The following is an 18,832-nucleotide window of genomic DNA, read 5'->3' as shown; positions in this document are numbered from 1 at the left end:
TCCGCAAGCGCGTCCGCCTGGCTCGCTGCTCGCGGGAATTAATTGAAAGGATGGAAGAGGTTCGATGGAAGAGAGAAAAACGGTTCTGTCCGTGGAACATTTATCGGTGAAATTCACCCAGTATGAAAGGGGCTTTCACCAGATTGAGTTTCCCGCGATTCGCGATTTGAGTCTTACGGTGAAGGAAGGGGAAATGGTGGCGGTGGTAGGCTCCAGTGGTTCGGGCAAGAGCCTCCTGGCCCACGCCGTGCTGGGAATCCTTCCGTATAACGCCGTGACCGGAGGGCGCATTGATTATGACGGGATGGAGCTGACGGAGAAGAGAATAAGAGCCCTGCGCGGCAGGGAGATCGTTCTTGTCCCTCAGAGTGTTTCCTATCTGGATCCGCTTATGAAGGCGGGAGCATCTGTGAGGAAAGGCAAAAAGGATTCGGAAACCAGAAGGAAATGCAGGGAGGTTCTGGCACGCTATGGACTTGGAAAGGAGACGGAGGAACTGTATCCGTTTGAACTTTCCGGGGGTATGACGAGGCGTGTGCTGATTTCCACAGCGGTGATGGAAAAACCGAGACTGGTCATTGCAGACGAGCCTACGCCGGGACTTCATATGGAAGCGGCCAAACGGGTGCTTTCTCATTTTCGGGAGATTGCAGACGAGGGGGCGGGAGTCCTCCTGATCACCCACGATCTGGAACTAGCTTTAGAGGCGGCCGACCGGATTGTTGTCTTCTATGCGGGAACCAATGTGGAGGAGGCTCCGGTAGCTGATTTTGAGGAGGAAGAAAGACTTCGCCATCCCTATACGAAGGCACTGTTCCGCGCTATGCCGCAGCACGGCTTCGTCCCGGTTTCCGGCAGTCAGCCTTATGGAAAGGAATTTTTGTCCGGATGTCCGTATGCGTCCCGGTGTGAACTGGCAGATGTAAGCTGCGGCAAAGAGGTGGAATATACGAGTCTTCGCGGAGGCATGGTGAGATGCCGGAAAGCCGTGGAAGGAGGGAACGGAAGATATGAAGCTGGAGGCGAGAGCGCTCTCTTTTCGATATGACAATGGAAACAGGCAGATTTTAAACAATTTAAGCATGACGCTTACAAGCACGGATCGTCTGGGGCTCATTGCACCCAGCGGGTTCGGAAAAACGACATTCTGCAAGATTCTGGCGGGATATGAGAAGCCGGACAGCGGTGAAGTGCTTTTGGATGGAAAGCCGCTTTCAGACTGGAAGGGGTACTGCCCGGTGCAGATGATATGGCAGCATCCGGAGTTGTCGGTCAATCCCAGGTGGAAGATGGGAGAGGTTTTAAAAGAGGGGGACCAGGTGGAACAGAGGATTATGGACGGCCTGGGAATTGAGCCGGACTGGCTTAACCGGTACCCTTCGGAGTTGTCCGGCGGCGAGCTCCAGCGTTTCTGCATTGCCAGGGCACTGGGACAGAGAACGCGGTTCCTTCTGGCGGATGAGATCAGCACGATGCTGGATTTAATTACCCAGAGCCAGCTGTGGAATTTCATACTGGAGGAAGTGAAGAACAGAGAAATCGGCCTTCTGGCGGTGAGTCATTCGGATGCGCTGCTGGAACGGATCTGTACGAAAATGCTGAGACTGTAGTGCAGGGCGGCACTGGGGTCGGCGGCACCAGGTTCGGCGGCACTAGAATAATGCTGCACAGCGGAAACAATAAAAGGAGAAAGGATACAATTGCGATGGATGTAAAAAAGGTGTTGGAACGTGTGAGCAGTGGAGTGATGGATGTGGCAGAGGCAGAGGCACTTTTAAAGGATCTTCCCTATGAGGACCTGGGATATGCCAAACTGGATCATCACAGGAAGCTGCGTTCCGGGTTTGGAGAGACCGTGTTCTGTCAGGGAAAGCCGGATCCATATCTGGTGGAGATTATGAAGCGGTTTTATGAGCGGGACGGTGAGGTTCTGGGAACGCGGGCGTCTGCGGAACAGTTTCTTCTGGTGAAAGAGGTGGTGCCGGAGATCGAATACGATGCGGTGTCCAGAATTCTGAAGGTGGAGAAAAAGGATAAGGAAAGAAAGGGCTGCGTGGCGGTGTGTACCGGTGGGACCGCGGATATTCCGGTGGCGGAGGAAGCAGCCCAGACGGCGGAATATTTCGGCTGTGCGGTGGACCGGATCTATGATGTGGGCGTGGCGGGAATCCACCGCCTGTTGTCACAGAGAGATCGTCTCATGAAGGCAAACTGTATCATTGCGGTGGCCGGAATGGAGGGGGCCCTGGGAACGGTAGTGGCCGGTCTGGTGGACTGCCCTGTGATTGCGGTTCCGACATCAGTCGGTTACGGCGCCAGCTTCCACGGAGTTTCAGCCCTACTGACCATGCTGAATTCCTGCGCGAACGGGATTTCCGTGGTAAATATCGATAATGGATACGGCGCAGGTTATCTGGCAACACAAATAAACAGACTGGCGGTGAAATAAATGGGGAAAATACTGTATTTGGAATGTAATTCGGGAATTAGCGGAGATATGACAGTCGGAGCACTTTTGGATCTTGGCGCCGACAGAGAAGTTTTGGAGCGGGCACTCGGAAGCCTGGGCGTGGAGGGATACCATCTCCATTTTGGCAGGGCGGTGAAATGCGGGTTGGATGCATATGATTTTGATGTGCATTTGGAGGAAGAGGGGCATGAACATGAGTGTGAAGAGAGCCATGGGCATGATCATGAGCACGTGGAAGGCCATTCCCATGATCATGAGCATACGCACTCTCACAGCCATGGACATTCCCATTCACACATCCACCGGAATCTTTCGGATATTTACAGGATTATTGAGCGCCTGGATTCCAAGGAAGAAGTAAAGGAACTGGCCAGAAATATGTTTCTTATTGTGGCGGAGGCGGAAGCGAAAGCGCATGGCCTTCCCATCGATGAAGTCCATTTCCATGAGGTGGGGGCAATTGATTCTATCGTCGATATCATCAGTGTGGCAGTCTGCCTCGACAACCTGGGAGTAAAGGACGTAGTGGTATCTCCGCTGGCGGAGGGACACGGCCAGATCCGGTGTCAGCACGGAGTGATACCGGTACCGGTGCCTGCTACGGCTAATATTGCAGCGGCTCACGGCCTTGCACTGCGGCTGACGGATCAGGAGGGGGAGATGGTGACGCCTACGGGAGCAGCCATCGCGGCGGCGGTCCGGACGAGAGAAAAACTGCCTGCTTCCTGCAGAATCGTAAAGACTGGCATGGGGGCTGGTAAAAAGGATTTCGCTCATGCCAATGTACTGCGCGCCATGCTTCTTGAGACGGATGAAGAGGAGAAAGACCAGGCCTGGGTGCTGGAGACCAATGTAGACGACTGCAGCGGTGAAATGTTGGGATTTGTGATGGAAGAACTGTTCGCCGCAGGAGCGCTGGATGTGTGGAACACGCCCATTTACATGAAGAAAAACCGGCCGGCCTATCTGCTCTCCACGCTCTGCATGGAAAATGACATCGAAAAGATGGAAGATCTGATCTTTGTACATACGACGACAATAGGTGTACGCCGCTACCCGGTTTCCAGAACTATTTTGGAGAGAAGGAAGGCAGAAGTCGAGACCCGGTTTGGTAATGCCTCGGTCAAAATCTGTACCAGAAACGAGAAAACGTTCTGTTATCCGGAATATGAGAGTGTGCGTGCCATCTGCAGAGAGACAGGCGCGGATTTCCAAAGTGTATACTGCGAGATCAGAAAAGCTGCAGAAGATTTGTTCTGCCGACAGTAAGCAAATTGACAGGAAAGACGGGAGATTACAATGACACGGACAGAAGAAAAGAAAAGACAGCTGGAAAGCGCAATGGCGCAGTATGGAAAAGAAGACATCTGCCTTGCATTTTCCGGTGGTGTGGATTCAAGCCTCCTTTTAAAGGCGGCGTCGGATGCGGCCAGGGAAAATGGGACAAAAGTCTACGCGGTGACCTTCGACAGCAGGCTTCATCCTTCCTGTGATTTAGAGATTGCGAGCCGTGTGGCGAAGGAGCTGGGCGGAATTCATGAGGTTATTACGGTAGATGAACTGGAACAGGAGGAAATCCGCCATAATCCGGTAAACCGCTGTTATCTGTGTAAACGCCATTTGTTTCAGGGACTCAGGGATTTTGCAGTACAGAGGGGCGTCCGGATTATCCTTGACGGGACGAATGAAGACGATCTGCACGTTTACCGCCCGGGAATCCAGGCCTTGAAGGAACTGGAGATTATCAGCCCGTTGGCCGAACTGCATATAACGAAGGCGGAGGTAAAGGAGCTGGCGGCAGAATATGGAATCTCTGTGGCTTCCCGGCCGTCTACACCGTGTATGGCAACCAGAATACCTTATGATACGGATATTGATTATGGGGTGCTGGAAAGAATTGCGCAAGGTGAGGCACGCTTGAGAGCACAGATTGACGGCAATGTACGTCTGCGTCTGCATGGTGACATTGTGCGGATTGAGGTAGACGGTAATGCCTTCTTAAGGGTACTGGAAATTAAGGATGAGATAATCAGAGGCCTAAAGGAACTGGGATTTCTATATATCACTCTGGATCTGGAGGGCTTTCGGTCTGGGAGTATGGATTTAAAAATCGAAAAGTGATGTAAGTCAAAAGAACGTGTATCTGCTGGCCAATCAATACCAGCCGGGATACACGGTCTTATTGCTTCATTTTTTACAATCCTCAGGAGTACTGCGCTTCCATTTCTTTAATTCTTTCATACAGCCGGTCGTTGACAGGTGTAGAGAGGCCATGTTTTTTAGCCATGCGGCCTACGGTTCCGGCAAACATTTCCACCTCCGAAGGGCGGTGCGAAAGCCCATCCTGCCGCATGGACGGCATACCGTCGGGGGAAAGTGTCTCCAGCAGTCTGATGTAATCCTCTAAATCCTGTTCTGTCAGATTGACATGCTCCGCTTTAGCAAGGGCAATGACCTCACGCATGGCGCCTACCATGGTATCGTGTGCTTCGCCTGGCGTCAGGGCGCCGGAGTAGGTGGTCTCGTACGCCATGCATGTCTGGTTTACACCGACATTCAGCATGAATTTCCCCCACAGGCGGTGCAGGATATCGTCTTCAGCCACATAGGCGATCTTCGCCCTGTCCAGGAAGTCAGTCATGGCTTTTAAGCGGTCAGCCTGGTCCGGTGTCCGGACACCAATTCTCAGTTCTCCGAATTTTGTGTAGGTCAGGGCGGCTCCGAATTTCATGGCATCCATGCCCTGGGCGATGGAGTAGAGTACTTTTTCGTGACCGTATCGTTCTCCGATTATCTGCTCGCTGCTGATCCCATTCATGACAGAGATGATGGTGGTATCCGGCCCTACACAGTGTTTCATGGTATCCAAAGCAGCGGGAAGCGCGTTGTATTTGACTGCAACGATTATAAAATCAGCAGGGGCAGCCGTTTCACAGTCCTCAACCGGAAAGGAACGGCGCTCCCCGTTGACAGTAAAATTCATTTCCTTGTATTTTTTAATCCGGTCTTTGTCTGCAATGAAACGGACGGCAGATGTCCCGAGCTCTGCTGCTATCTGATTTCCGTATAATAAGCCTAGCGCGCCCATGCCGACGATGGCGGTGGTCTGTATTTCTTTCATGATTTGCCTCCCTTACAGCGATTTTATTTATCATACCACTGGAGGTATCATAAGTAAAACAGAAACGGTAAAAATATGGATAAAATCCAAAAAGGTACTTGTAAAATACAAGTACCTCGGGTATAATGTACTTAGAAGTGATCAAAAGATTTGTGGTGTCTGATGATCAAAACTTCGGATAACTGAGTAATTTATAGTTACAAGCTATCCTCTACTGGTAATAGAGGATAGCTATTTTCTATTCTGACGATTATCTATGTAGGCCAGTGCTGTGAAGATAACCAGCACCAGTGTCAACACTTCAAGTGTATTCATACCACATATCCTCCTTCGCATATTTCCGAAGGAAACCATCAGACTATCCTCTGACCATTATACAATTATACAAAGTTATTTTAACATAAAAACAAGGTAAAATCAATGGCAGTTTTTATTGCAGCCCCTTTTGATTTTCGACAAATCACTCTCTCTTTTTATCTTACAATATTTCCCTTACAATACTCCCGTATCATATCCAGGTAAACCCTCGCATACTGGGGCAGATACCGGTTTTTCTGATAAGCGGCGATCAGGGTGTTTTCGATTTTTTTATTTCCTATAGAAAAGCATGCACAGGGAGAACTGGACTGTTTCTTTAAATAATGGTAATAGCTCTCCGGTGCGAAGGCCGCGCCCATGCCTTCCATGGCCAGGCGGATGGACATCTCGCTGTTGCGGGTGTGCATCAGGATATGAGGTTCCATTCCATATTCGGAAAACAGTTTCAGGGCAATGCCTCCGGTATTCTGGTCGGGATAGAGGAGGATGAAGTCTTCTTCCGCAAGCAGCCGTAAATCCAGCCATGGGTATTTGAAGCCTTCTCTCTCCACAGCCTTTGAGGCCGCGGGGCTGGAAGCGGAGAGTACCAGGACCATCTCTTCCTTTCCGAGAATCTGATAATCTAAATCCCTGGGATATTCGTGTACATTATAGAAGGTTAAATCCACAGTATGGTCGTTTAAGGTGTGCTCCGCGACGAAATTGACTTCTTCCATCATATTTACTGTTACGTGGGGAAATTGTTTGTGAAAACGCGGCAGAGTGGGGCCGATTATGCTGTTGCCAAGCATGATCGGAATCGCAATGTTTAAACGGCCGTGGTTTTGGTGCATAATATCATCAAGCTCTGTATCCCATTCCAGGCCGTATTCCACGATTTTCTCCGCGTAATGGAGATAGCGCTCGCCCACATAGGTAGGGAAGTAGCCGTTTCCAATCCGGTCGAACAGGCGGGTTCCAAGCTGCTGCTCCAAATTTTTTAAATATTTACTTAAGGAAGGCTGGGAGATGAACAGGGCCTCGGCCGCCTTGCTGATGCTCTTGTGGCGGGCGATGGCGAGAATGTAGCGGGCTTCTTTTAATTCCATGGCGGGCTCCTCCTGGGTGAAAGAAAATGGATCAATGGGAAATTATAGCTTTACTGCATAAAAAATATAGATTATATGTATTTGACGTACAGTATATCACATTTTATAATAAATGTACATCATTGGATTAACTAAACTAATAAATAAAAAAGAATTTGGAGAGGTCGAGATGAAGAAAAGTAGTGCATTTGTTATGGTGGTGCCCGGACTTGTCATCCTGGTGGTGTGTCTGTTTCTTCCGCTTTTGAAGGTTCTGGTCCCCACGCTCTTTGCCGGTGAGTATCCGTTAAGCTCTTACGTGGACTTTTTCCTGGACGAGTATTATCTGAAGATATTCGCAAGGACCGTGAAGGTAGCGGTTATTACGACGGCGGCATGTATGGCGGCAGGTGTTCCGACCGCGTATTTTATCAGCCGGTGCAGCAGAAAATGGCGGGGAATCCTTCTTGCAGTTTCCATTTTCCCGATGATGACAAATTCTGTCATCCGAAGCTTCGCATGGATCAATATTCTGGGAAGCAATGGGATCATGAACCGATTTCTGATGGCCGCGGGATTTGCGGATAAACCGGTGAAGTTATTATATACCGATTTCGCCATTATCATCGGTTCTGTTTACTTATTCCTTCCGTTGATGATCGTTACGGTGGCTGGTGTCATGGAGAACATTGGGGACGATATGATGGAAGCCGCTCAGAGCCTGGGTGCCAACCGGTTTACCGCGTTTCTGAAGGTTGTTTTCCCCATGAGCCTTCCGGGAATTATTGTAGGCGGTATCCTCGTGTTTACCGGAACGCTGACAGCCTATACCACACCGCAGCTGCTGGGCGGCAATAAAAATATGGTGCTGTCGACCTTTATTTACCAGCGCGCCATGACTGTGGGTGACTGGAATGGAGCGGCGGTTATATCCCTGATTATGATTATTGTGACGTTGATTGTCATCAAAGGATTTAACGCTCTGGCAAACAGGCTGGACAGAAGAGGAGGAAGCCATGCGTAAGAATAAACTGCTCACGATTTTTGCGGTGCTGGTATTTGCATTTCTGATTATACCGCTCATCATCATCACCGTGACGGCGTTTGGCGGGGGAAATGCCATAACTTTCCCGATTGAGTCATTTTCCATGAAATGGTTTCTCAATGTCTTCTCTCTGAAATCCTTCCGGAAATCGTTTTTAACGAGCCTGGAGATTGCGTTTCTGGCTACCTTTATCGCTCTTCTGGTGGGAATTCCGGCGGCCTACGCGCTGGCCAGATCCGGGATGAGGGGAAAAGGGATCTTAAAGTCGGTGTTCCTGTCGCCTACCATTGTTCCGGGTATTGTCATCGGTTTTGTGCTTTACCAGTTTCTTGTGCTGTCGTTGAGAATTCCGGTGTATGCGGGACTTCTGGCAGGCCATTTCATGGTGACGCTTCCATATGTGATCCGGGTGGTAGGATCGAGTCTGGACCAGTTTGATTTCTCGGTGGAGGAAGCAGCGTGGAGCCTGGGCTGCGGCAAGATTTCCGCATTTTTCAAGGTGGTGCTTCCGAATATCACGTCGGGAATTTCTGCGGCCTTTATGCTTGCGTTTATCAATTCCTTCAATAATATTCCGGTATCCATGTTTCTTTCCGGTCCGGGGGTATCCACGTTCCCGGCAACCCTGATGAATTATATCGAATATAATTATGACCCGACCGTATCGGCGGTATCTGTGCTTTTAATGGCGGCCACGGTCATCATTATGGTAATTGTAGATAAGACGCTGGGAATCGCTGCGCTGACAAAATAGCAGGAAAGCGGGGCACGCGGAGTGCTTATAATGAGGAGGAAAAAACGATGGCATTTATGACACTTAAGGATATTGATGTCTGTTATGATAAGAAAAAACAGGTTTTAAAGGGACTGAATCTGGAGGTAGAGGAGGGCGAGCTGGTATCTCTCTTAGGCCCCAGCGGCTGCGGCAAGACGACGACGCTCCGGGTGGTGGCCGGATTTATTGAACCGCAGGGCGGAATCTTCTCTCTGGATGGAGCGGATTTAACAAAGGTGCCGGTGCATAAGAGAAATTTCGGTATCGTATTTCAGAGTTATGCGCTGTTTCCTCATTTGTCAGTCTATAATAATGTGGCGTTTGGTTTGAAAATCAGGAAGCTGGACAAGGCGGAAATGGACAAAAAGGTGAAGAACATTCTTGAGGTGTGCGGACTCACGGAATTCGCGAGCCGTTTTCCACAGCAGATGTCCGGCGGACAGCGGCAGAGAGTCGCTCTTGCCAGGGCGCTGGTGATCGAGCCAAAGCTTTTGCTGCTCGATGAGCCGCTCAGCAACTTAGATGCCAAGCTGCGCATCAATATGAGAATGGAGATCAAACGGATTCAGAAGCAGTTGGGAATCACCACTCTGTTCGTCACCCATGACCAGGAGGAGTGCTTCTCCATCTCAGATAAGGTAGCTGTTATGAACCGCGGTGTGATCGAACAGTATGACACACCGGAGCACATTTACAGCAGGCCGGAGACGGAGTTTGTGGCGAGGTTTATCGGTTTTGAGAATTTCCTTACGCTTCATAAGGGCGGGGATATTTACCATACAGACGGAGGGGAGGCATTTTCCGTGAAGACGGCTCATGGGACGGTTCCGTCCGAAGAAACGGTTACCGGAACGATCAGACCGGAAGATATTCTGGTGGATACAGAAAACAGGACCGTAAATGTGCTGACCGGATCTGTGGGGGTGCGCACCTTTTTGGGAAAGAGCTATCAGTATGAGGTAAATACCGCAGCCGGAAAATTCCTGGTGAACAGAACAGCGGATGAATCGTATGAAGAGGGCCAGGTGATTCGCCTGTACCTGCCGGAAGAAAAACTGATTTTAGTAAACCGTAACAGTAAATAAATAATTGAGAAAAGTGAGGTACTATTATTATGAAGAAAATCATTGCATTGTCTCTTTGCGCAGCGCTGGCGCTGACCGGTTGTGGAAGCTCCAATTCTGCAGAGGGCGGAAAAAATGACGAGGGTACGAAGAAACTGATTCTCTCCACTTATGGGCTCAGCGAGGATATATCCGAGGAGGAAGTCTATAAGCCGTTCGAGGACGAATTTGGCTGCAAAATTGTAACAGAGACAGGAAGCACCAACGAACGTTATACAAAATTGTCGGCAGACTCGGAAACAGTCATTGATGTGATCGAGCTGTCTCAGGCCATGACAGCGAAGGGCATCGAGGAAGGCTTATTCGAGCCGATCGACTTAAGCAAAATTGAAAACAGCAAGTATTTGATCGGCGCTGCGAAGAAGATGGCGGAAGCGGGACAGGGTGTCGCTTATACCATCAACAGCATCGGTATCATGTACAATCCGGAGGATGTGGGATTTGAGATAAAGAGCTTTGATGACCTTTGGGATGCGAGACTCGAGGGACGGATCGCGATTCCGGATATCACCACAACCTTTGGACCGGCCATGGTGTATATGGCGAGTGATTACAAAGGGGCGGACGTGACAGCAGATCAGGGAGCCGCGGCCTTTGAAGCGCTTAAGGAACTGAAACCGAATATCGTGAAGACGTATGCAAAGTCTTCGGACCTGATTAATATGTTTACATCCGGCGAAATCTCTGCGGCCATTGTTGGTGATTTCGGCGTGCCGACGATTCAGGCGGCGGATCAGAGCCTCGTCTACGTGACTCCTGATGTGACATACGCGAACTTTAATACGATCAGCATTACGAAGAACTCGAAAAATAAGGAACTGGCTTATGAGTACATCAATTACAGACTGAGCCAGGAACTCCAGACCAAGACAGGAAAAGCGCTGAATGAGGCGCCTACAAATAACCAGGTGGCATTTACAGAGGAAGAGTCCGCGAATATGACGTATGGCGATGCGGCGGAGAACGCGAAGGTGATTGATTATTCGTTTGTGAATCCGATACTGGGAGAGTGGATTGATCAGTGGAATCGGATTATTAATTCTTAGTTCGAAAATTTTTGGGTGATGGCGAAGGGACGCGGACTTTGCGGAGGGGGCTGAGGAAAGCGGGCGCGGGAGCTTTGCCCGTTCCCTGCCCGCGTCCCCCACGCCCGCTTTCCGGCGAGGTTGTGAAAAGTCCGCTGGGGCAGGCGGCATTAGAAATTTGTGAACGAAGGGGATCTGTGGGAGATGGCGGGCGGCGAAAAATATTGATGAGATAAAGGATTTGAAAGATAACGAGGCTGTAAAAAAGCCGGATAAACAGAGAGAAGGAAAGTAAAAAGTGGGCTGAGGGGTAAAATCGGGATAATTGGAGAATTTTGGCTAACGGGAATGACGGAGGTGTTGTGGTTGTGAAAGTGGATCTGGTGATAGAGAATGCCTGGGTTTATCGGACTTTCAGGCAGTGCTTTGAACGGATGGATATTGCAGTGACAGGAGGAAAGTTTTTTGACGTTTCTCCTGTTTCTGATTTTGTGGAAGATTCGGAGCAGCGGGTAGGAGCACGGCGCGGGGAATGGGAAACGGAGTCGGTCTTTGATGGGACCGGGAAGTTCGTGATTCCCGGGTTGGTGGACATTCATATGCATGTGGAAAGCTCGATGACGTATCCGGAGGAATTTTCGCGGGCCGTGGTGCCGTTTGGAGTCACAACTGTGGTGGCGGATCCCCATGAGATTGCCAATGTGTTTGGAGTCGAAGGGATTTTAAGTTTTATGGAAGAGGAGACGGAGCTGGATATTTTTTATGGTATTCCGTCCAGCGTTCCGGCTACCAGAACAGAGATGGAGACATCAGGGGCGGAGTTTGGGGAAAAGGAACTTCGGGAGCTTCTGCGGGATGAGCGGGTGGTTTGTCTCGGGGAAGTGATGAACTTTAAAGATCTGGTGGCAGAAGGGGATACAAAGAGTAAAAGCTTTCTGAAAGTCTGCGGGGAATGCGGCAGAAAAATCAGAATTGAAGGGCATTGTCCGGGGCTGTCAGGCGGAGATTTAGCGGCGTTTATCAGAGCAGGCGTGGATGCGGATCATACGGAACAGACGGCGGAATCGATTCTGGAGAAGACAGATATGGGGATGTTTCTGGAATTGCAGGAGAAATCTTTAAAAGAGGAAGTCGTGGAAGTGGTAAAACGGAAGCAGCTCTATGAAAATATTGCACTGGTAACCGATGATACGATGCCTGACCGGTTGATGGAAGGACACTTGAACCGGATTGTCAGGCTGGCGATGGAGAAGGGGATGCCGGCAGAGAAAGCAATTTATCTGGCTACATTTACTCCGGCCAGGAGAATGCATCTCGACGACAGGGGAATCATCGCGCCGGGGAAGAAGGCGGATTTCGTCGTTCTTCCAGATCTGGAAAGCTTTGTGCCGGAAGCGGTTTTTAAAGACGGAAAGCGCTGTGTGGACGCGGCGGCGGAGGGCGTGGGAAAACGTTTGAAAAGAAGGTTTCCTGACCATTTTTACAGTTCGGTGAAGTGCAGGCTGGCACTGGCATCGGATTTTATATTGCCGGTTGCTGATTTCTGGAAGGAAGAGTGTCGGAATGAGTGCCGGGAAGAGGCTTTGTCCGGGAAGCCAAGCGGGAGTGAGGTACAAAAACTGTCTGGAACCGCTGTGGTGAATGTGATGCAGATTCAGACCTTTGGAACCAGGGCAAAGCATGTGCAGAGAGAAATTCCTGTACAGGACGGAAACCTTTGCTGGCAGGAGGCGGGGCTGTGCCTGGCTGCTGTTTTCGAGAGATATGGGAAAAATGGAAACGTCTCGTGGGGATTCGTGGAACACGCGCTGGAGCAGAAAGGGGCCGTGGCGACTACGTGGTCCCATGACAGCCATAATCTGCTGGTGCTGGGGAATTCTGTGGAAGATATGGTTCTGGCACAGAATGAGGTGGTGCATATGCAGGGCGGTTATGTGACGGCGAGCGGCGGCAGGGTGACAGCAGCGGCCAAACTGCCGGTGGGCGGAATTATATCTGATAAGAGCCTTCCGGAGCTGGCGGCAGAGATCAGGGCTGTGAGGGGAGAGATCGAGCGAATGGGTTATGTGAACAATAATGTCATTATGTCCATTTCCACACTGTCTCTTCTGGTGTCTCCGGAGCTCAAGTTAAGCGATCAGGGTATGTTCGATGTGAAGAGCCAGAGAAAAATTCCTCTGGTAGAAGCATTTCAGATACAGGAAGAAAAGGTAGTGGAACAGTGAGTACAATTATTACGAATGTAGCCGTGGTGACGATGAATGAAACGCGTGAAGTGATACAACACGGGTTTGCCGCATGGAAAGGCGGAGAGATCACCGCGGTTGGAACGATGGATATGCTGGAGGCGCTGATTGCGGAGGAAACGGACGATGAAACAGAAGATGAAACAGGGGAAAGTCTTCGTCTGATCGACGGGAAGGGCGGAATCCTCATGCCGGGTATGGTAAACCTTCATGCGCATATGGGGATGATACCGTTTCGGGGGCTGGGCGACGACTGCAAGGACCGTCTGAGAGTATTTCTTTTGCCTATGGAACAGAGGGCCATGGATGCCGAGCTCGTCTATCTTTCTACGAAATATGCCGCGGCGGAAATGCTGCTGGCCGGGGTCACCACAGTTTTTGATATGTATTATTTCGAGGCGGAGGCTGCACGTGCCATGGATGAGATGGGGATTCGTGGAATCGCGGGAGAAACCATAATGGAAGAGGAAGCCTGTGATTTTAAAGACCCGTATGAGGCGCTTTCCTATGGGGAGAGCCTTATGAAGAAGTACCAGGGCCACTCCAGGATTTCCGCCTGTGTGGCGCCGCATGGGACGACTACCTGCTCTGCCGGCCTCCTTAAGGCAGCGTGGAAGCTGGACGATGCGTTTGGGGCTCCCTTCAGCCTTCACACGGCGGAAATGGATTATGAGATGGATTATTTCCGGAAGACTTCTGAACAGACTCCGGCGGGATATCTGGATTCCCTGGGAGTCCTGGGGGAACATACGCTGGCTGCACACTGCATCCAGATGACGGAAGCGGATTTGCAGCTGTTTGCAAAGAGGGGAGCCTCGGTAGCTCACTGTATCGGTTCCAACACGAAGGCGGCCAAGGGCGTCGCTCCGGTCAGCCGTATGCGGGAGCTGGGGATTTTAGTGGGACTCGGCACTGATGGGCCGGCCAGCGGCAATACGCTGGACCTTTTTACGCAGATGAAGCTGTTTGCCAACTTCCATAAGAATGAGACGAGGAACCGGAGTGCATTTCCGGCATGGCAGGTGGTGGAGATGGCTACGGCCGGGGGCGCGAAGGCCCTTCATATGGAACAGAAGATCGGCTCCATTGAAGTGGGAAAACGGGCGGATCTGGTTCTGGTGGAGACCCGCTCCGCCAATATGTTCCCCATCTACGATCCTTATTCGGCTCTGGTCTACAGCGCCGGCCCCTCCAATGTGGACATGGTGTTTGTGGAAGGGACGTGCGTTGTAAAGGATGGGAAGCTGGCTTTAAAGAGCATGGAGGTTTTACGAGGGGAACTGGCAGGAAAGATGGCGAAGACTGCGTTTGCGGAGGAAGTACTGTTTTCTCTGTAAAGATGTCGTTAAGCTTCCTTAAGTTCGCTTGACGAAAGGGTTTTCTGTTTCTATAATGGCGTCAGATGGTTATTGATCACTGGCAGTATCCCGCGAGGCGTTTTTTGTGAGTGCAGTGCAGCGAAAGTCACAGAAAACCCGAGGACAGCAGCGCGAAACGGTGTTTTTGCCGTTTCTGTGAATCGCGAAGCGTGTTGCTGTTCACGGAGTGAACAGTAACGTCAGATGCAGGCTTCGGTCCGGCATACCCCATCAAGTGGTGGACATGCAGACGCCTGCTCAAACTATGACGATAAGAGGAAACAATGAACCACGCCGACAGCGACGCAGAGATAAAAATGATAAGAAAAGGCATGGCCTGCATTTTTTATGGCAGGTTGTGCCTTTTTGTGCATGAATTGGACAAAATCATAATAAGATGCATGAGGAAGGGAAGGATATCCAAATATGGAAGAGAGTAAGGAAAGTGCAGTACAGAAACGCAGGATGGAAGGCAGGAAACGGTTTATAACGAATTTTATCTACTTTATCATTTTAGGAGGGATTTTTCTCTTTGTGATGAAGCGGTTTGTTCCCATGTTTTTCCCGTTTATTTTAGGACTTGCGGTGGCGGCCGTGCTGTCGCCGCTGATCGGAAAGCTGTGTGAGAAGACAGGAGGAAAACGTGCGCTGGTGTCGATCGTGGTACTTCTGGTATTTTATGGGCTGCTGGTGCTGGCGGCTCTGTTTTCCGCGAGCCATGTCGTTACCTTTATTCAGAACCTGGCCGGAAAGCTGCCTCAGTTTTATGTGGAGGTGATAGAGCCGGAACTGGGAATTCTGTTTGAACGGATCGTGGTAAGCTTCCCGGAATATCAGGATTGGGTGAGTCAGATGTCCGCCAGCCTGGAAAATGCCCTGCAGAGCGGGATTATGACCGTGTCAGGCACTCTGATCGGCTGGGGGGCCTCCTGGATCGTGGGATTTCCTGCGATTCTGGTGCAGACGATATTTACGATTATTTCGTCCTTTTTCTTCACAATCGATTATGACCGGATCTGGGACTTTGTTTTGCGGCAGTTTAAAGAGGAGCAGAGGAAGATGATTGCGGAGACTGCGGCGGGGGCGAGAACGACGATCTGGAAGATTCTCCGGGTCTATGCCCTTATGATGACGATTACCTTTGCTGAGCTGTATCTGGGATTTGTGCTGCTGAAGATTCCGCTGCCGCTGCTGCTGGCATTTCTGGTGGCTGTGGTCGATATCCTTCCGGTACTGGGAACCGGAACGGTCCTGATTCCGTGGGCGCTTATTCTCTGCATTATCGGGAAGACAGGACTCGGAGTGGGGATATTTGTTCTGTATGTGATTATCACTATAGTCAGGCAGACTCTGGAACCGAAGGTGATCGGACAGCAGGTGGGACTTCATCCGATTGTCACCCTGCTGTGTATTTTTGCGGGGGCGCAGCTGATCGGGGTGCTGGGGATCTTTACATTTCCGGTTATCGCTACCATTGTGAAGAAAATGAATGATGAGGGGACGATTCATTTGATTAAATAGGGATCAGCCGTATATTAAAATTTAATACGGCTGACCACTAGATACATTTAGCTATGAATGATATATTTCACACTCTGCCTATTCCATCTGGCTGCCGCCGCTGACGCAGATCGTTTCCCCTGTAATGAACGAGCTTTCTTCTGTGGAGAGGAAGAGGGCGGCGTTTTCCATGTCGGAAACCTGGGCGATTCGTTTCATCGGATACTGGTTCTCGTAGCTGGCGCGTAAGGCGGCCGGATCTTCTGCGGTCTCGAAACGGCAGGTGATCATAGGAGTCTCTGTAATGCCAGGGCAGATGATATTGCAGCGGACATCGGGCGCATATTCCATGGCGATACAGCGGCTTAACTGGATCACAGCGGCTTTTGAGGGGCCGTAGCCGATCCAGCCCTTCATGGTCTTAAATGCGCAGTCCGAGGCGATGTTGACGATGGTAGCGCCCTTCTGTTCCTTTAAATATGGGATAGCGGCCTTGCAGATGTGAAACATGCCGAAGACGTTGACAGCAAATTCTTTCTGCATATCTTCCACGGATAAGTCCTCCAGACCGCCGAGGAGGGCGATCCCCGCACAGTTCACCATGGAATCAATCTTTCCAAACGTTTTGACGGCGGTGTCGATCACGTTTTTGGCATCCTCATACCTGCTTAAATCTCCCTTCACATAGACGGCGCGCTCGTGTTCTATAGGCATGGAGTCTTTGATATCACAGCCAACCACGCAGGCCCCTTCTTCCAGCCAGCGTCTCACCATGCCGGCTCCGATTCCTGATGCTGCTCCTGTAATGACTGCGACTCTTCCTTCTAAACGACTCATAATTTCAATTCTCCTTTTCTTTTTTATGAATTCTGATTACTTCCATAATCAATGCGATAATGGTACCAACAATAAGGCCATTGCTTAAAAATGTGGACAGGAACGCCGGAAGTGCCATGGTAAATCCGGTTCCGGGTACGTTCATGATTCCGATGCCGATCAGCACCGAAAGTCCTACGGTCTGATACATGCTCTTCTTGTCCTCCGCGCCCTCCAGGCATTCAATGGAGAAGCCGCACAGGCTTACGAATGGAACGAAGAGGGCCGCATAGCCAACCGACTCCGGTATCATGGAGAGCAGGCTGGTGATCGGCGGGAAGAAGCTGATCGCCGCGATGATGATTCCGCCGATGATCAGGGGCTTCGTCCTTGTCATGCCGGTGCTTACGACGAAGCCGCCGCCCTCCGACGTGGGGATCAGTCCGGTGACACCGAAACAGCCCAGCAGGATATAGATAAAAGAAAAACAGTTGCCTGCCTGTTTCGTGCGCCCGGTGGCCACCTCATCATACTGGGAGACCATCTGCTGGGCGATCTTCATGCTGCTGAGTAAATTTGTGACCAGCAGCAGGGTGCATAAGAACGAGGTGATAATCATGGACAGCTCAATCCGCGGTGGTCCGAAAGGGAAAATTCTCGGCATGCGCACCAGCTGTGACGGCATCTCATAGGGGGTGGACAGTCCCAGCAGCGTGTAGAGGCCCCAGCCCACCACGATACTGATCAGGACGGAATAGGCCTTTAACCGGGTGTTCATCAGGAAAAAGGTCAGTACGATGATGACAACGGAGCAGAGCACCACCTTCAAATTCATTCCGTAACCGTCGCCGTAGACGGATGTCATGGCCTGGAAGAAGAATTTCGAACACAGGGCCACTAAAAGAAGCAGGTTTGTTCCGACGACGGTGGGGGTAAAATACTTTTCCAGCTTCTCAATGACGCCCAGCATATTCAGAATAAATCCGAATACACCGCACAGGATCAGAGAGAATTCCAGAACGCGAAGCGTTTCCGATTCTGAGCCGAATAACGTGACTCCGATGGTGGCATACATGGTGAAGATGCCGAACCAGAGGCCGCAGGGCGTTTCGTTGATGGGGAGGCGGTGGCCGAAGACCGCCTGCGTGATGGTGGCGAGGCCGATGCACAGCAGCGTAACCTGGATGTACATGCTGGCATCCGACGGGCTTAAGTGATAGCTCTGTCCGATGACCACGGGCATGACGATACCCGTGGAAATCATATAAAGGGCCCACTGGAGTCCGCCCAGAAGGTTTTTAACGGTTGACTGATTTTTCATGGTTTCCTTTTCTCCTTTTTTGCAGTTCGTTCTATTCCCTTCCCTTTACACCGTGGATGACCGCTTCGCGGAAGCAGAACCAGTGGTCAGGCGATGCCTTTGCGTTGACAATGCTCAGCATCTTTGTATGCGGATGGTCCGTTGAGGTGCATGATTTTGAGTGAAGACCGATGGACATGGCGCCGCCCCCCACGTAAATGCAGGCATAGTTTAGGAACAATTCATCCATCAGGCCGTTCATCATCAGATGGTGGGTATATACCGGTGTCTCAATCAAGAGACGCTCGATTCCCATATGGCGCAGGATTCGAAACAGGATGTTGGAATCGGTCTGGGCACCCTCTCCGGTGACAACGACGGGAATCTTTCCTTTGTTTTCTTCCAGCAGCCGGTCAAGCTTAACAAAGTCCACATCCTCCATGGTGTGGTAGGGGCCAACCAGGAAGATCGGGTTCTGGCATTTTTCACGGACGACTTCCCAGCCGACAGGGGAGGTGTTGATCATCTTCGGAACTTCGTCCTTTTTGAAAATGGTGTGGTCAAACAGAAGATCGGTGCCATCCAGCGTGGAAATGATGTTGAGCGGAACCGGCGGCAGACCGTTGTCAATTCTCGCCTGCTCTAAATCCACATCGTATAAGTGAAC

Annotated in this window: 16 protein-coding genes and 1 pseudogene; 12 read left to right on the top strand and 5 right to left on the bottom strand. The window is 50.6% G+C overall.

Annotation, left to right across the window (positions count from 1 at the left end; translation table 11 throughout):
- Positions 1 to 64 precede the first annotated feature (64 nt).
- The 5 genes from ACLTD4_RS05435 (at position 65) to larE (ending at position 4,591) form a co-directional block, all read left to right on the top strand.
- Positions 65 to 1,048: an ABC transporter ATP-binding protein gene (locus ACLTD4_RS05435; RefSeq protein ID WP_117620857.1), complete on the top strand. Its 984-nt coding sequence runs from the start codon at positions 65 to 67 to the stop codon at positions 1,046 to 1,048.
- Positions 1,011 to 1,610: an ABC transporter ATP-binding protein gene (locus ACLTD4_RS05430; protein ID WP_055660881.1), complete on the top strand. Its 600-nt coding sequence runs from the start codon at positions 1,011 to 1,013 to the stop codon at positions 1,608 to 1,610. Before ACLTD4_RS05435 ends, ACLTD4_RS05430 begins: the two co-directional genes overlap by 38 nt.
- Positions 1,611 to 1,705: 95 nt before the next feature.
- On the top strand, positions 1,706 to 2,449 hold the full coding sequence (gene larB / locus ACLTD4_RS05425) for a nickel pincer cofactor biosynthesis protein LarB (RefSeq protein ID WP_110321606.1): 744 nt from the start codon (positions 1,706 to 1,708) through the stop codon (positions 2,447 to 2,449).
- A complete protein-coding gene (gene larC / locus ACLTD4_RS05420; protein ID WP_117620856.1) occupies positions 2,450 to 3,739 on the top strand; it encodes a nickel pincer cofactor biosynthesis protein LarC in 1,290 nt (429 codons plus the stop codon).
- 30 nt (positions 3,740 to 3,769) lie between these two features.
- Positions 3,770 to 4,591, top strand: a complete 822-nt coding sequence (gene larE, locus ACLTD4_RS05415) for an ATP-dependent sacrificial sulfur transferase LarE (protein ID WP_117620855.1) — start codon at positions 3,770 to 3,772, stop codon at positions 4,589 to 4,591.
- An 82-nt stretch (positions 4,592 to 4,673) separates the two neighbouring features.
- Here the strand turns inward: larE and ACLTD4_RS05410 are convergent, their stop codons facing one another.
- Together ACLTD4_RS05410 and ACLTD4_RS05405 are read right to left on the bottom strand one after the other, a co-directional pair.
- The gene (locus tag ACLTD4_RS05410) at positions 4,674 to 5,591 is read right to left on the bottom strand and encodes a ketopantoate reductase family protein (protein ID WP_117620854.1); all 918 of its coding nucleotides are present in this window, start codon (positions 5,589 to 5,591) and stop codon (positions 4,674 to 4,676) included.
- A gap of 473 nt (positions 5,592 to 6,064) precedes the next feature.
- Entirely contained in the window at positions 6,065 to 6,997 is a 933-nt protein-coding gene (locus ACLTD4_RS05405) for a LysR family transcriptional regulator (protein WP_055657239.1), read from the bottom strand.
- Between the two features lie 169 nt (positions 6,998 to 7,166).
- On the opposite strand from ACLTD4_RS05405, the gene ACLTD4_RS05400 reads away from it, so the two are divergent.
- The 7 genes from ACLTD4_RS05400 to ytvI all read left to right on the top strand — a co-directional run bounded on the left by ACLTD4_RS05400 (position 7,167) and on the right by ytvI (position 16,070).
- On the top strand, positions 7,167 to 8,000 hold the full coding sequence (locus ACLTD4_RS05400; protein ID WP_025530094.1) for an ABC transporter permease: 834 nt from the start codon (positions 7,167 to 7,169) through the stop codon (positions 7,998 to 8,000).
- On the top strand, positions 7,993 to 8,775 hold the full coding sequence (locus ACLTD4_RS05395) for an ABC transporter permease (RefSeq protein ID WP_055657241.1): 783 nt from the start codon (positions 7,993 to 7,995) through the stop codon (positions 8,773 to 8,775). The genes ACLTD4_RS05400 and ACLTD4_RS05395 overlap by 8 nt, the downstream gene beginning before the upstream one ends.
- 47 nt (positions 8,776 to 8,822) lie before the next feature.
- Positions 8,823 to 9,881: an ABC transporter ATP-binding protein gene (locus ACLTD4_RS05390; protein WP_117620853.1), complete on the top strand. Its 1,059-nt coding sequence runs from the start codon at positions 8,823 to 8,825 to the stop codon at positions 9,879 to 9,881.
- Between the two features lie 29 nt (positions 9,882 to 9,910).
- On the top strand, positions 9,911 to 10,966 hold the full coding sequence (locus tag ACLTD4_RS05385; RefSeq protein WP_002600803.1) for an ABC transporter substrate-binding protein: 1,056 nt from the start codon (positions 9,911 to 9,913) through the stop codon (positions 10,964 to 10,966).
- Positions 10,967 to 11,280: 314 nt separating this feature from the next.
- The gene (locus tag ACLTD4_RS05380) at positions 11,281 to 13,170 is read left to right on the top strand and encodes an adenine deaminase C-terminal domain-containing protein (RefSeq protein ID WP_243008257.1); all 1,890 of its coding nucleotides are present in this window, start codon (positions 11,281 to 11,283) and stop codon (positions 13,168 to 13,170) included.
- Positions 13,167 to 14,528, top strand: a complete 1,362-nt coding sequence (locus tag ACLTD4_RS05375) for an amidohydrolase (protein WP_117620852.1) — start codon at positions 13,167 to 13,169, stop codon at positions 14,526 to 14,528. Before ACLTD4_RS05380 ends, ACLTD4_RS05375 begins: the two co-directional genes overlap by 4 nt.
- Positions 14,529 to 14,975: 447 nt before the next feature.
- Positions 14,976 to 16,070 carry a sporulation integral membrane protein YtvI gene (ytvI, locus tag ACLTD4_RS05370; RefSeq protein WP_117620851.1) on the top strand — a complete coding sequence of 365 codons (1,095 nt, stop codon included), beginning with the start codon at positions 14,976 to 14,978 and terminating at the stop codon, positions 16,068 to 16,070.
- A gap of 78 nt (positions 16,071 to 16,148) precedes the next feature.
- Here ytvI and ACLTD4_RS05365 read toward each other — a convergent pair whose 3' ends face one another.
- The 3 genes and pseudogenes from ACLTD4_RS05365 to ACLTD4_RS05355 all read right to left on the bottom strand — a co-directional run.
- Positions 16,149 to 16,886 (bottom strand): SDR family NAD(P)-dependent oxidoreductase, encoded by a 738-nt coding sequence (locus ACLTD4_RS05365; protein WP_025530099.1) that lies wholly within the window; start codon positions 16,884 to 16,886, stop codon positions 16,149 to 16,151.
- Positions 16,887 to 16,890: 4 nt separating this feature from the next.
- Positions 16,891 to 18,186, bottom strand: a complete 1,296-nt coding sequence (locus ACLTD4_RS05360) for a purine/pyrimidine permease (RefSeq protein WP_025530101.1) — start codon at positions 18,184 to 18,186, stop codon at positions 16,891 to 16,893.
- 31 nt (positions 18,187 to 18,217) lie between these two features.
- Positions 18,218 to 18,832, bottom strand: a pseudogene (locus tag ACLTD4_RS05355) (pyrimidine reductase); the annotation flags it as partial.

The organism is Hungatella sp. (assembly GCF_046966825.1).
The sequence above is the reverse complement of the archived record's forward strand: the minus strand, read 5'-3'. Positions and strand labels throughout refer to the sequence as shown.

Coding starts and splice junctions, on each gene's coding strand:
- ytvI (WP_117620851.1), top strand. CDS start 14,976: ATGGAAGAGAGTAAGGAAAGTGCAGTACAGAAACGCAGGATGGAAGGC.
- ACLTD4_RS05360 (WP_025530101.1), bottom strand. CDS start 18,186: ATGAAAAATCAGTCAACCGTTAAAAACCTTCTGGGCGGACTCCAGTGG.
- ACLTD4_RS05400 (WP_025530094.1), top strand. CDS start 7,167: ATGAAGAAAAGTAGTGCATTTGTTATGGTGGTGCCCGGACTTGTCATC.
- ACLTD4_RS05395 (WP_055657241.1), top strand. CDS start 7,993: ATGCGTAAGAATAAACTGCTCACGATTTTTGCGGTGCTGGTATTTGCA.
- larC (WP_117620856.1), top strand. CDS start 2,450: ATGGGGAAAATACTGTATTTGGAATGTAATTCGGGAATTAGCGGAGAT.
- ACLTD4_RS05430 (WP_055660881.1), top strand. CDS start 1,011: ATGAAGCTGGAGGCGAGAGCGCTCTCTTTTCGATATGACAATGGAAAC.
- ACLTD4_RS05365 (WP_025530099.1), bottom strand. CDS start 16,886: ATGAGTCGTTTAGAAGGAAGAGTCGCAGTCATTACAGGAGCAGCATCA.
- larB (WP_110321606.1), top strand. CDS start 1,706: ATGGATGTAAAAAAGGTGTTGGAACGTGTGAGCAGTGGAGTGATGGAT.
- ACLTD4_RS05435 (WP_117620857.1), top strand. CDS start 65: ATGGAAGAGAGAAAAACGGTTCTGTCCGTGGAACATTTATCGGTGAAA.
- larE (WP_117620855.1), top strand. CDS start 3,770: ATGACACGGACAGAAGAAAAGAAAAGACAGCTGGAAAGCGCAATGGCG.
- ACLTD4_RS05405 (WP_055657239.1), bottom strand. CDS start 6,997: ATGGAATTAAAAGAAGCCCGCTACATTCTCGCCATCGCCCGCCACAAG.
- ACLTD4_RS05410 (WP_117620854.1), bottom strand. CDS start 5,591: ATGAAAGAAATACAGACCACCGCCATCGTCGGCATGGGCGCGCTAGGC.
- ACLTD4_RS05385 (WP_002600803.1), top strand. CDS start 9,911: ATGAAGAAAATCATTGCATTGTCTCTTTGCGCAGCGCTGGCGCTGACC.
- ACLTD4_RS05390 (WP_117620853.1), top strand. CDS start 8,823: ATGGCATTTATGACACTTAAGGATATTGATGTCTGTTATGATAAGAAA.